The following is a 12,341-nucleotide window of genomic DNA, read 5'->3' as shown; positions in this document are numbered from 1 at the left end:
GGAATTCAGATGAGCCAGAACGTATACCAGTTTATCGACCTGCAGCGTGTTGATCCGCCAAAGAAACCGCTGAAGATCCGTAAAATTGAATTTGTAGAAATCTACGAGCCGTTTTCAGAAGGCCAGGCCAAAGCGCAGGCAGACCGCTGCCTGTCCTGCGGTAACCCTTACTGCGAATGGAAATGTCCGGTACACAACTACATCCCGAACTGGCTGAAGCTGGCCAACGAAGGACGTATTTTTGAAGCCGCCGAGCTGTCTCACCAGACCAACACCCTGCCGGAAGTATGCGGCCGCGTGTGTCCTCAGGACCGTCTGTGTGAGGGTTCCTGTACGCTGAACGACGAGTTTGGCGCGGTGACCATCGGTAACATCGAACGCTATATCAACGATAAAGCGTTCGAGATGGGCTGGCGTCCGGATATGACTGGCGTGAAGCAAACCGACAAGCGCGTGGCGATTATCGGCGCGGGCCCGGCGGGCCTGGCCTGTGCGGACGTGCTGACCCGTAACGGCGTGAAGGCGGTGGTCTTTGACCGTCATCCGGAGATCGGCGGTCTGCTGACCTTCGGTATCCCGGCCTTCAAGCTGGAGAAAGAGGTCATGACCCGCCGCCGTGAAATCTTCACCGGCATGGGCATCGAGTTCAAGCTGAACGTGGAAGTGGGCCGCGACGTGCAGCTCGACGATCTGCTGAAGGATTACGACGCCGTGTTCCTGGGCGTGGGCACCTATCAGTCCATGCGCGGCGGTCTGGAGAACGAAGACGCACCGGGCGTGTACGATGCGCTGCCGTTCCTGATTGCCAACACCAAGCAGATTATGGGTTATGGCGAAACGGCCGAAGAACCTTTCGTCAGCATGGAAGGCAAACGCGTGGTGGTGCTGGGCGGGGGTGATACCGCGATGGACTGCGTGCGTACCTCCATTCGTCAGAATGCGGCACACGTCATCTGCGCCTATCGCCGTGACGAAGAGAACATGCCGGGCTCTAAACGCGAAGTGAAAAACGCGCGTGAAGAGGGTGTGGAATTCCAGTTCAACATCCAGCCTCTGGGTATTGAAGTGAATGCCAACGGTAAAGTGAGCGGCGTGAAAATGGCGCGTACCGAGATGGGGGCGCCGGATGCCAAAGGTCGTCGTCGTGCAGAAATCGTAGCCGGTTCCGAGTATGTGATCCCGGCCGATGCCGTGGTCATGGCGTTTGGTTTCCGTCCTCACAGCATGGCGTGGCTGGCGAAGCACAGCGTAGAGCTGGATTCGCAGGGCCGTATTATTGCGCCAGAAGGCAGCGACAATGCATTCCAGACCAGCAACCCGAAAATCTTTGCAGGTGGCGATATCGTTCGCGGTTCCGACCTGGTGGTCACCGCGATTGCCGAAGGGCGTAAAGCGGCCGACGGGATTATGAACTACCTGGAAGTGTAACGAGAATGGCCCGGCATACACCGGGCCATTTTTTTTTATTTCTTGAGAAGTTGCCAGGACAAATCGCTCTCCAGAGCGGTTTGATCGGCAATATGGTTAAATGCGCTGTCATTCAGTACCGGGAAAATCGTCACGGTAAAATTTAGCTGCTGGCCGCTGGGCACCTTATCGTTTTCAACCGCGATTACCGCTTCGTTATTGCGAACATAGAGTGATGCACCGCTATCATTTTCCGGCGTAAAGTTCACCTGATCGGTTGTTTTTCCCACGTTATAGCTTTTACCGTCAAGCGTCAGGTTGCTGACTTTAATCGCCACACCGCCGTTCTGGCCAAACTGAAAACGTCCTTTCTGGCCGGAAGCGCCCTGTATTAACGTCGCCATCTGCTGTTTTTCCGGACAATAGACGCTGACGTTAATCTCTTTTTCCGGCATTTTGTTCCAGCTTTGCTGACTGGAAATAATGTTGTCACGCCGCATCTGATGATAATCAACGACCTGCTGAGAGAGCGTTAACTGGCACTCTTCAGCATAAGAAAAGCACGGTAAGGCAAGCAGCAATAGCGTAGCCAGACGTTGAATTTTCATCGACATACTCCGTTAACTTCCTCATAAAACGCGTCTTCGTCATGCTTTTCAGGAAGGGTGAAATCAAGCTTGCACAGACGTTGATTGTCATCATTGATGGCATACAGTGCGGCGACCTGATCGGCATCGTTCAGGAAAACATGTCCATCATCGACCACCGTCACCACGTAATTATCTTTGTCATCCACCACGGACAGGCCTTTCGTTAGCGGCTTACCGTCGGCCTGCTTGATGCGTAACATCACGCGACGGCTGTTCAGCACCTTAAAGCTCACCTCACTGACCGAACCATGGGCAGCCGCAATGTACTTGGTGCCGTTTGCCAGCGTCATGCTCTGCGGCAGTTTGTTCGCATCCACTTCGATGCGCGAGTTACGCCACTCGGTCAAACCAGGGATGACAGCCTGCCCCCAGCGGTCAGTCCACACGGTACCCTGCGGCGTGGTGATCTCCACACCCGCTTTCGGCTCGCTCAGTTTGGCAATCGCGAAGGTATCCTTGATGGAATACGGCGAGAAGGTCACGCCCTCTTTATGCATGGCAATACCGCCTGACAGCGTCGCATTATAGTTACGCTGGTTATCACCGCTGGTTCCCCCGCCTACGCTAAGCTGGGTGTAGTGCAGGTTGGTGTTGATGTTGCCGTTAAAGCTGTTTTCCTTTGATTCCTGGTCACGATCGGCAGAAATATAGTAGTTAGTGTCACTACCCAGCGAGCCGCTGTTTGCCAGGCCGTAGCTGGTGCTGTCGCCCTGCTTGCGCATATAAGAGCTCAGGCTCTGCGAACCGCCTAACGGGATGCTGAGGTTGATGTATAAAAGATCGTCATTCTGGTCATCATCGGAGTTACCAACCGCGCTTTGCCAGTTAACGTTGACCGAGGCATATTTGAAGGTCTTACCCCATGACAGCAGTAAATAGCGTGAATCCTCGCCGTCCCCTGCCGCCTGGTTGTAGCTCAGGCCTGCGCTAAAGGCCCCTGCTAACGGAGTCGACCAGCGAATGTTGGCGGAATAGCTGTTGTCATAGCCCTGGTAATCGTCGTCCATGGCATCCGCCAGCTCGCGGTAATCACCGCTGTAGTGCGCCACGCTGGCAGACAGGCCGACGTTCTCGGTTAATGAATAATCGCTCTGTAATTCGTTTTTGATACCGTTATCGCTGTCGCCAAATTGCGCCTTGCTGGCGGCCATGCTGGTGGAGATGTTCCAGTCATCGGTGACCATAAACTCAGTGCGCGCCCCTGCCGCCTGGTAATCTTCAGCCACCACGCCGGAGGCAAGCAGGTTCATCCAGGGGAAAATTCGCCAGCCATCGGATACGTTGAACACCAGCGGATCGCTGTAGTCACTGTCTATGCCGCGCACCTGGCCTGCCGAAACGGTCAGACCGTTTGGTCTTGAGAGGTTCCGCGATTTTACGGATGAAGCGGGAACAATGTAGTGGTTCGTCGAGCCGTCAGATTCAACAACGGTGACGTCCAGATCGACGTTGTTGCGTACCATAGGCACATCATCCAGCGTAAACGGCCCCGCCGGAACCAGGGTGTTAAAGATGAGTCGCCCGTTCTGACGAACCTCAACGCGCGCCTGTGACGTACGGGCGATACCGGACACGCTCACGCCCGAGCTGTCTTTCTGCAAACCGCTCGTTGGCATCAGCTGTACACCGGTGATCGGCACGCCGTTTAGCACATCGGACATGGCGTTGATTTCACCCACCTGCATGGTCAGGCGCTGGGGCACAAACACATGCTCTGCGTAGGTATAAATACTCTCTGCGTTTCGGTTGCCGTTATCATCCGTCAGGATATAACGGCTGCGCAGAGCCCAGTCCATCGTATTGAACCCCGCCTCCAGGCTTGCCTGAGAGTAACGGTTACTGCTGCTGTCACTTCCGCTGTAGTCACTTTTGGTACTGAATAACGAGTAGTTAAGCATGCCTGCCGTGCCGCCATGCTGGAAGTTTTTAACGTCTGCACTCAGGCTGTTAAGCGCTTCCTGCGGGAGATAAAGCTCGACCGCCTCCTGGGTTGGCAAGGGGTTAATCACCGCCTGAGCATAATCGCTGCGAATATCATGACAGGTTTCATTCGCTTTTATGGGCACCGGTATGAGACCTGCGAATTCCAGGAAGTCGTTATCAACGCACATCGTACCGTCTTCACTGAAGCGTACGGCTGCCGTACCTCGATCGTTACCATTCACTTTGACCGAAACGGAATGCGTCCCCGGTAGAAAGCGCGGGGCTTCGGCAAAGTAGCGGTTCAGATCGGCGCCCAGCCCCCGGGATTTGAGGATATCCGTATCAAACGTCACCTCCCTCGCGTGGAGGGAGGTGGCATCAAGCAGCATCAGAGGTATTGCGCTATAAATAACAGCGCGCACAAAAAGTGCAAGTTGGCTTTTTTTACGCACCGCCATAATCCTTTATTTTTTATTGAGATCCGAGATAAAGCTTGGAACTTCGACCCCATAGCGGCTGGCCGGGAAGAATTTAACTTTGTTGTTGCCGCTGACGGATTTGCCCATTGAAACCGTCATGGTTTCTCCGGGTAATATGTAGGTTTTGGTAAGCGAGCCGCTGATACCTGAAGGCTGCAGGACCACGTTTTGCGCCAGGCGTACGACATATTTGCTCGGGTTTTTCACCGTGACGGAGGTGCCTGAAGCGGTCCAGTCGAGATATTTCCAGGCATCGGTCACCACGGCCAGCTTCGCAGGGCGAATCAGTACAGGCAGATCCTGACGAATATTGATGCCAATTTTGACTTTGTTATCGTCACTTTTCGGTGGGATACCTTCAAAGGTCACACGCTTATAATGCTCAACATCCAGTGGCTTGCTGTTTTGCAAAATGAAGCGCAATTGCTGGGTCTGACCAGGCTCAAGACGTACCACGGGCTGAGTGGTCACCAGTTTCAGGCCTTTATCATCCGGCAGATCCACCACATCGGTATACAGCAGCGACGGATGGCTATCGGTATTTTTGACGTTGATGGTGCCGCTGTGGGTCGCTTCATCAATAACCAGCAGACTGGTTTCTGGCACCATACCTGCGGCATGTACGGCAAACTGTGCAGTGAACAAGGCAGCTGCAGCGAGCGTTTTAATTAAAACAGTTTTAGAGCATGTCATATGTATATTCCTTGAAAGCACTACTTAACGTTCCCTGTTTATGGCGCTTCTTGGCGAGAGAAATTATTTCATCTCTGGATTAAATTTAACTCACTTTAAATTTGAAACGATTACAGATATTTAAGGCTAATCGTCAACTGACCATCCAGTCGGGTATCATCGGTAATACCTAGCGTCGTGGTATTCTGAATAGCCAAAGATGTTACCAGCGGAAATGTTGCCGTCTGGAAAGCAAGCGGATCGACACTTCCTGATAATGCGACAGTAATATTGCGATTATTTTCACCCTGGCTTGAGCCATCTGTACTCTTCGCCCAGGTTGTTGAACCATTCTGCTGATATATAGGATCGACAGATTTTCCGTCAGCCGTGACGCTGTTTACTTTCATGAACATGGCATAAGAGCCTATGTTTACCGTGCCTGCTTTTCCGACCCCGTAAGTCTGGTTATTCGCACTCTGTGCACCACCCGTAAACGTCCCGGCAGAGACGGTTAACCCCGCGTTAGAATCGGCGCGATCGTCTATCAAATTCCAGGCAACTTTTGTTGCTGCCGTGCAGGTAATCGTGAGATCGATATTCCTTTGCCCAAGCTGGTTCACGGCGGTGGATGACAATTCACCCAGGCGAATGTTGCCGTAGTCCACCACACCACCATTGCTAAATTCAGGCGTACAGGCAGAGCTCGTCAGCGTCCCTTTAATTTTAAGTACCGCGGTTTCGGATGCAAACGTGGAATTGACGCAAAGGAATAATGCTGCAGCCAATAGAATTTTATTCATGAGTTAATCCTTAACTAATGAGTCATAACAAATACAATATCGACGCAAACAATCCATGTTTGTCGCTATCATTCCCGTATGCAGAAAGCATGCGGCGATAATATAGAAATCCTAAATACATGCAAATTAGGTTTATTAATTATTCTTTTTAGATTTACTCAAACTATAGATGTATTTTATAAAACAGGTGATTCAAGTCCTTTACAGACCATTTATATTCACAATGAATATTGCTTGCGTTAAGTTATTACGAATATTCATTTATTCCAAAATATCTCTCATTTGGAATAATGCATTGCATTGTTTGAATTTTAAACAAACCTATACAGGAAAAAAATACCCTCCCAGCATGCAACGTAATATTTACATCAATAACAAAAAAATCCAGCCGACTGACGAGGGCTGGATTTTATAATGGATCAATACGTTATTTTACGACTCTGAGAGCAGGACGCCCCCCACGTGGCGGCGGATCGTCATCCGGATCGTTATCATCCTCGCGATCGGGTTTGTCGCCGTCGATAACGGACATCACCGCGTCGCTTTCGCGCTCGCCGGTTGCATCGTCATCATTCAGGCTGGCAACGTCTTCATCGTAAGCCGCTTCCGGCTCAAACATGGTACCCGCACCGTTTTCACGCGCGTAGATAGCCAGCACGGCAGCCAGCGGCACAGAAACCTGACGCGGCACACCGCCGAAACGCGCGTTAAAACGCACTTCGTCGTTTGCCAGCTCCAGGTTACCCACCGCACGTGGCGCAATGTTCAGCACGATCTGTCCGTCACGTGCGTATTCCATTGGAACCAGCACGCCCGGCAACGTCACATCCACCACCAGGTGCGGCGTGAGCTGGTTATCCAGCAGCCATTCATAGAAGGCGCGCAGCAGATACGGACGGCGTGGGGTTAGTTGTGACATTTCCACAGTTATTAGCCTCGGCCGAGACGCATTTCACGTTCCGGTTCAGTTAAAGATGCCAGGAAAGAGTCGCGCTCAAATACGCGAGTCATATAGCCCTTCAGCTCTTTCGCGCCAGGACCGCTGAACTCTACGCCCAGGGTAGGCAGACGCCACAGCAGCGGAGCCAGGTAGCAATCCACCAGGCTGAACTCATCGCTCAGGAAGAACGGTTTCTGACCAAACACAGGGGCGATGGCCAGCAGCTCTTCACGCAGCTGCTTACGCGCAGCATCGGCTTCAGAAGAAGAACCGTTAACGATGACGTTCATCAGCGTATACCAGTCTTTCTCGATACGCTGCATGTACAGGCGGCTTTCACCACGCGCAACAGGGTAAACAGGCATCAGTGGTGGATGCGGGAAACGCTCATCCAGGTATTCCATAATGATACGGGATTCCCACAGGGTCAGCTCGCGATCCACCAGCGTCGGTACGCTTTGGCTCGGGTTGAGATCGATCAGATCCTGAGGCGGGTTATCCTTTTCCACATGCTCGATCTCAAAACTGACACCCTTCTCGGCCAGCACGATACGAACCTGATGGCTATAAATGTCAGTAGGACCAGAAAACAGCGTCATTACCGAACGTTTGTTGGCAGCGACAGCCATGAAAACCTCCAGGTATATTCAGAATTTTTACTGCTACCAGCCCAACAGGGGCCAGCCAGATGTTGTATCGCCCATCCCAGAGAAAACACATTGTTCAAGAATCGAACAAAAATCGAGTATTCACCGATATTTGGGCAGAAAATTGGATGATAGTTTACCAGATTTTGATGGCTTTGTGGTGAGGGGATTCTGGAAATGTGGAAAAAGAGAAGATATATGCATTAATACTGTGGATAACCTACGCATTATCCATAAAAAAAAACCCGCCGAAGCGGGTTTTTCGCCAATCGTTCTGCGTAAGCAGAATGGATTAACGTTTGGAGAACTGTGGACGACGACGTGCTTTACGCAGACCCACTTTCTTACGTTCAACCTGACGCGCGTCACGAGTAACGAAGCCAGCTTTACGCAGTTCAGAACGCAGGGATTCGTCGTACTCCATCAGAGCGCGGGTGATACCGTGACGGATCGCACCTGCCTGACCGGAGATACCACCACCTTTAACGGTGATGTACAGATCCAGTTTTTCTACCATGTCAACCAGTTCCAGCGGCTGGCGAACTACCATGCGGGCAGTTTCGCGACCGAAGTATTGTTCCAGAGAACGCTGGTTGATTACGATTTTACCACTGCCCGGTTTGATGAAAACGCGAGCTGCGGAACTTTTGCGGCGACCAGTGCCGTAGTATTGATTTTCAGCCATTGCCTATAATCCCGATTAGATGTCAAGAACTTGCGGTTGCTGTGCCGCGTGGTTGTGCTCGTTGCCTGCGTAAACTTTCAGTTTACGGAACATAGCACGACCCAGCGGGCCTTTTGGCAGCATGCCTTTAACCGCGATTTCAATCACACGCTCAGGACGGCGAGCAATCATCTCTTCAAAGGTCGCTTCTTTGATACCACCAATGTGGCCGGTGTGGTGATAGTACACTTTGTCAGTACGCTTGTTGCCGGTTACAGCAACTTTATCAGCGTTCAGAACGATGATGTAATCACCGGTATCAACGTGCGGAGTGTATTCCGCTTTATGCTTACCGCGCAGGCGACGAGCCAGTTCAGTAGCCAGACGGCCCAGAGTTTTACCGGTCGCGTCAACAACATACCAGTCGCGCTGTACGGTTTCTGGTTTAGCTGTAAAAGTTTTCATTAAAAGCTTACCCAAATAATAAGTTACACGTTGGTGAACACCCAAACGTTTAGTCAGTTGAGGTTCACACGACAAAGTCCGGCAAACCTACCCCTTCGAATAGCTAATGCCGACACATAGAAAGTTTCGGGAAAAAAACCTTCTCGTAACGTGGGGTCGCAAGATTATAGAGAAGTTGAGGTCAAAGATCGACCCTTAAATGTGATTTGGAATGGGTTTTTCGGGGGTGGGTATTGTGCGGTCTGGTGCCCTCACCCCCAGCCCCTCTCCCACAGGGAGAGGGTGGCATTTGTTAAGGTCTGGTGCCCTCACCCCCAGCCCCTCTCCCACGGGGAGAGGGTGGCATTTATTACGGCATATGCTCCAGCTTGAGGTATTCCTCGCTCTGCATCTCCTGCAGGCGAGAAAGGCAGCGCTGGAACTCAAACTTCAGCCGCTCCCCCTGGTAGATCTCATATAAAGGTACCTCGGCGCTAATCACCAGCTTGACGTGGCGCTCATAAAACTCATCCACCAGCGCGATGAAGCGACGCGCCTCGCTCTCCATCAGCCGCGTCATCACCGGAACATCCAGCACCATCACGGTATGGAACAGACGCGAAAGCGCGATGTAGTCGTGCTGACTGCGGGCATCAACACACAGCGTCGTAAAGGAGACCGCCAGCGTTTGGTTTTCAACGCCGAGCGTTGGCAACGGGCGATGGTTAATCTCGAGTTCCGGGGCGTGCTCGCGTTTTGCCCCCGCCAGCGCCAGCCACAGTTTATCCATCTGCTGGGTGGTCTCTGCATTTAACGGTGAGAGCCACAGATGCGCCTGGGTCAGCGTGCGCAGGCGATAGTCCACACCCGCATCCACATTCATAATGTCGCAATGCTGTTTGATGGCGTCGATGGCAGGCAGGAAGCGCGCCCGCTGCAGGCCATTGCGGTACAGCTCATCAGGCGGAATATTCGACGTGGCAACCAGCGTAATCCCCCGGGCAAATAGCGCTTTCATCAGGCCGCCTAACAGCATGGCATCGGTGATGTCAGACACAAAAAACTCGTCGAAGCAGAGCACGTCCGTTTCCGCCTTGAATCTGTCGGCCACAATATCCAGCGGATCGCTTTTGCCCTGCAGTGCCGTCAGCTCTTCATGCACCCGCAGCATAAAACGATGGAAGTGCAGACGCTGTTTACGTGCGCCCGGCAGGCTCTGGTAGAACATGTCCATCAGCCAGGTTTTTCCACGTCCGACCCCGCCCCACATATAGAGACCGCGCACCGGAGCGTGCTCCTGCGGCGCTTTTTTACCAAGCAGCCGCCCGAAGGCCGCCTTGAGCCCACTGCTCTGTTCAGCTTCCGCGGGCTTTGCCGTGAGCTCCTGATAGATCGTCTCCAGACGGCTTACCGCCTCACGCTGAACGTCATCCGGCTGATGGGTGCCCTCGTTAAGGGCCAGTTGATATCGCGATGCAGGGGACAGGTTTTGCATAATCTTATTGTTATTCCCTCAATTAAAGCTCACCAGCAGGCGTGACTGATGAAAAAAAGGCCGTTCTACACTACGCGATGATACGTCAGGATTCCACTTCTGCGGAAATAGCGGTTATAGTGGCATTATCAGGCACAGGCAGGAGCCGAGCCAACACCCTACGGAACAACAAGACAACGGGAGAAGTTCATGACCTGGGAATATGCGCTAATCGGTTTAGTCGTCGGCATCGTCATCGGTGCTGTGGCCATGCGTTTCGGTAATCGCAAATTGCGTCAGCAGCAGTCACTGCAGTACGAACTGGAAAAGAACAAAGCCGAACTGGAAGAGTATCGTGAAGAGCTGGTCAGCCACTTTGCCCGTAGCGCCGAGCTGCTGGACAACATGGCGACCGACTATCGCCAGCTGTATCAACACATGGCGAAAAGCTCCAGCAGCCTGCTGCCGGAAATGACGGCGGAAACCAACCCGTTCCGCAACCGTCTGGCAGACTCTGAAGCCGGTAACGATCAGGCTCCGGTTCAGATGCCACGCGACTACTCAGATGGCGCGTCCGGCCTGCTGCGCGGTGGCGTAAAACGCGATTAATCACACAACCAGAATTTATTTTACGGGCGCAGCGATTGCGCCCGTCCTTTCTTGATGACCCCAGCTATCATTTAGTTAAACACCTCATTGTTCAGCGGTTTAAAATTCAATAACATCAACGTGTTTTTGGGGCCGTTTTTCCTTTATTCCAGGTTACGAGAGTCAACATCGATGAAGAAAAAAAACCAGCTGTTGAGCGCTATCGCGTTAAGTGTCGGGTTATCTCTCTCGGCGTCCGTCCCGGTATTCGCCGCCATTCCCTCCCAGGTGCCAGGCCAGGCGGCCATCCCAAGCCTCGCGCCAATGCTGGAAAAAGTGTTGCCTGCGGTGGTCAGCGTTCAGGTTGAGGGCACCGCAGTACAAAGCCAACGCGTCCCTGAAGAACTGAAGAAATATTTTGGCGATGAGTCTCCCGACCAGCAGGCTCAGCCTTTTGAAGGCCTGGGTTCTGGCGTCATTATTGATGCGGCAAAAGGCTATATTCTCACCAACAACCATGTCATCAGCCAGGCCGATAAAATCAGCGTCCAGCTTAACGATGGCCGTGAATTTGATGCCAGGCTGATTGGCGGCGATGACCAGAGCGACATCGCGCTATTGCAGGTGCAAAACCCGAGCAACCTGACCCAGATTGCCATTGCGGATTCCGACAAACTGCGCGTCGGCGATTTTGCCGTCGCCGTGGGCAACCCCTTTGGTTTAGGGCAGACCGCAACTTCCGGGATCGTCTCGGCGCTCGGGCGCAGCGGCCTGAATCTGGAAGGGCTGGAAAACTTTATCCAGACCGACGCCTCCATCAACCGTGGGAACTCCGGCGGGGCATTGCTCAACCTGAACGGCGAGCTGATTGGGATCAACACGGCGATTCTGGCTCCAGGCGGCGGCAGCATTGGGATCGGTTTTGCTATCCCCAGTAATATGGCCAAAACGCTGGCGCAGCAGCTCATCCAGTTCGGCGAAATCAAACGCGGGCTGCTGGGTATTAAAGGTATGGAGATGAGCGCGGATATCGCAAAGGCGTTCAACATTAACGTACAGCGCGGGGCGTTTGTCAGTGAAGTGCTGCCAAACTCCGGCTCGGCAAAAGCAGGCGTGAAATCGGGTGATGTGATCGTCAGCCTGAACGACAAACCGCTGAGCAGCTTTGCGGAACTGCGTTCGCGGATTGCCACAACCGAACCCGGGGCCAAAGTGAAGCTGGGTCTGATTCGTGACGGTAAGCCGCTGAACGTTGAAGTGACGCTGGATAAGAGCACCTCTTCCTCAGCCAGCGCAGAGCTTATCGCGCCGGCGCTGCAAGGCGCTACGTTGAGCGACGGGCAGCTGAAAGACGGTACGAAAGGCATCAGCATCGACACCGTCGAGAAGGGCAGCCCTGCCGCGCAGGCCGGATTGCATCAGGATGACGTTATCATTGGCGTAAACCGCAATCGCGTGCAGTCCATTGCCGAAATGCGCAAGGTGCTGGAAAGTAAACCGGCGGTTATTGCCCTGCAGGTCATGCGTGGCAATGAGTCCATCTATATTCTGTTGCGCTAAGCATTTGCGACCCCGGACATCACCGCTGCGTGTGATGTCCGGATAACTCATGTTATGCTGCAAATCGTTCCTTATTTAACGACACGCGCA

General features: G+C 52.9%; 12 protein-coding genes. 3 read left to right on the top strand and 9 right to left on the bottom strand.

The features are described from left to right. Positions 1–9: 9 nt before the first annotated feature. Positions 10–1,428, top strand: a complete 1,419-nt coding sequence (gene gltD / locus ABR39_RS15695) for a glutamate synthase subunit GltD (RefSeq protein WP_047347681.1) — start codon at positions 10–12, stop codon at positions 1,426–1,428. Between the two features lie 35 nt (positions 1,429–1,463). Here the strand turns inward: gltD and ABR39_RS15690 are convergent, their stop codons facing one another. The 9 genes from ABR39_RS15690 to zapE form a co-directional block, all read right to left on the bottom strand. Continuing rightward, complete coding sequence (locus ABR39_RS15690; RefSeq protein WP_047347680.1) at positions 1,464–2,015, bottom strand: hypothetical protein; 552 nt, start codon at positions 2,013–2,015, stop codon at positions 1,464–1,466. After that, the gene (locus ABR39_RS15685; protein ID WP_047347679.1) at positions 2,012–4,438 is read right to left on the bottom strand and encodes a fimbrial biogenesis outer membrane usher protein; all 2,427 of its coding nucleotides are present in this window, start codon (positions 4,436–4,438) and stop codon (positions 2,012–2,014) included. Before ABR39_RS15685 ends, ABR39_RS15690 begins: the two co-directional genes overlap by 4 nt. A gap of 6 nt (positions 4,439–4,444) precedes the next feature. Beyond that, the gene (locus tag ABR39_RS15680; RefSeq protein WP_047347678.1) at positions 4,445–5,152 is read right to left on the bottom strand and encodes a fimbria/pilus chaperone family protein; all 708 of its coding nucleotides are present in this window, start codon (positions 5,150–5,152) and stop codon (positions 4,445–4,447) included. A 110-nt stretch (positions 5,153–5,262) separates the two neighbouring features. Continuing rightward, on the bottom strand, positions 5,263–5,934 hold the full coding sequence (locus ABR39_RS15675; RefSeq protein ID WP_047347677.1) for a DUF1120 domain-containing protein: 672 nt from the start codon (positions 5,932–5,934) through the stop codon (positions 5,263–5,265). A gap of 427 nt (positions 5,935–6,361) precedes the next feature. Further along, entirely contained in the window at positions 6,362–6,859 is a 498-nt protein-coding gene (gene sspB, locus ABR39_RS15670; RefSeq protein ID WP_047347676.1) for a ClpXP protease specificity-enhancing factor, read from the bottom strand. A gap of 5 nt (positions 6,860–6,864) precedes the next feature. Further along, positions 6,865–7,503 carry a stringent starvation protein SspA gene (gene sspA / locus ABR39_RS15665; protein WP_014071978.1) on the bottom strand — a complete coding sequence of 213 codons (639 nt, stop codon included), beginning with the start codon at positions 7,501–7,503 and terminating at the stop codon, positions 6,865–6,867. 310 nt (positions 7,504–7,813) lie between these two features. Continuing rightward, positions 7,814–8,206 (bottom strand): 30S ribosomal protein S9, encoded by a 393-nt coding sequence (gene rpsI, locus ABR39_RS15660; protein WP_003860436.1) that lies wholly within the window; start codon positions 8,204–8,206, stop codon positions 7,814–7,816. 15 nt (positions 8,207–8,221) lie between these two features. Next, positions 8,222–8,650, bottom strand: a complete 429-nt coding sequence (gene rplM, locus ABR39_RS15655) for a 50S ribosomal protein L13 (RefSeq protein ID WP_006178824.1) — start codon at positions 8,648–8,650, stop codon at positions 8,222–8,224. Between the two features lie 349 nt (positions 8,651–8,999). Continuing rightward, complete coding sequence (gene zapE / locus ABR39_RS15650; RefSeq protein ID WP_047347675.1) at positions 9,000–10,124, bottom strand: cell division protein ZapE; 1,125 nt, start codon at positions 10,122–10,124, stop codon at positions 9,000–9,002. Between the two features lie 189 nt (positions 10,125–10,313). Between zapE and zapG the strand changes: the two genes are divergently transcribed. Both zapG and degQ read left to right on the top strand, forming a co-directional pair. Next, the gene (gene zapG, locus ABR39_RS15645; RefSeq protein ID WP_008502832.1) at positions 10,314–10,712 is read left to right on the top strand and encodes a Z-ring associated protein ZapG; all 399 of its coding nucleotides are present in this window, start codon (positions 10,314–10,316) and stop codon (positions 10,710–10,712) included. A 171-nt stretch (positions 10,713–10,883) separates the two neighbouring features. Beyond that, the gene (gene degQ, locus ABR39_RS15640; protein WP_047347674.1) at positions 10,884–12,251 is read left to right on the top strand and encodes a serine endoprotease DegQ; all 1,368 of its coding nucleotides are present in this window, start codon (positions 10,884–10,886) and stop codon (positions 12,249–12,251) included. Positions 12,252–12,341: the final 90 nt, after the last annotated feature.

Source organism: Enterobacter genomosp. O, from assembly GCF_001022965.1.
GTDB classification, from domain to species: domain Bacteria; phylum Pseudomonadota; class Gammaproteobacteria; order Enterobacterales; family Enterobacteriaceae; genus Enterobacter; species Enterobacter cloacae_L.
This window is presented reverse-complemented; position numbering and strand designations above follow the sequence as displayed.

Excerpts from the sequence above, each read along its gene's own strand:
- degQ (WP_047347674.1), top strand. The coding sequence starts at position 10,884 with ATGAAGAAAAAAAACCAGCTGTTGAGCGCTATCGCGTTAAGTGTCGGG.
- ABR39_RS15675 (WP_047347677.1), bottom strand. The coding sequence starts at position 5,934 with ATGAATAAAATTCTATTGGCTGCAGCATTATTCCTTTGCGTCAATTCC.
- gltD (WP_047347681.1), top strand. The coding sequence starts at position 10 with ATGAGCCAGAACGTATACCAGTTTATCGACCTGCAGCGTGTTGATCCG.
- sspA (WP_014071978.1), bottom strand. The coding sequence starts at position 7,503 with ATGGCTGTCGCTGCCAACAAACGTTCGGTAATGACGCTGTTTTCTGGT.
- rplM (WP_006178824.1), bottom strand. The coding sequence starts at position 8,650 with ATGAAAACTTTTACAGCTAAACCAGAAACCGTACAGCGCGACTGGTAT.
- zapG (WP_008502832.1), top strand. The coding sequence starts at position 10,314 with ATGACCTGGGAATATGCGCTAATCGGTTTAGTCGTCGGCATCGTCATC.
- zapE (WP_047347675.1), bottom strand. The coding sequence starts at position 10,124 with ATGCAAAACCTGTCCCCTGCATCGCGATATCAACTGGCCCTTAACGAG.
- ABR39_RS15690 (WP_047347680.1), bottom strand. The coding sequence starts at position 2,015 with ATGAAAATTCAACGTCTGGCTACGCTATTGCTGCTTGCCTTACCGTGC.
- ABR39_RS15685 (WP_047347679.1), bottom strand. The coding sequence starts at position 4,438 with ATGGCGGTGCGTAAAAAAAGCCAACTTGCACTTTTTGTGCGCGCTGTT.
- ABR39_RS15680 (WP_047347678.1), bottom strand. The coding sequence starts at position 5,152 with ATGACATGCTCTAAAACTGTTTTAATTAAAACGCTCGCTGCAGCTGCC.
- rpsI (WP_003860436.1), bottom strand. The coding sequence starts at position 8,206 with ATGGCTGAAAATCAATACTACGGCACTGGTCGCCGCAAAAGTTCCGCA.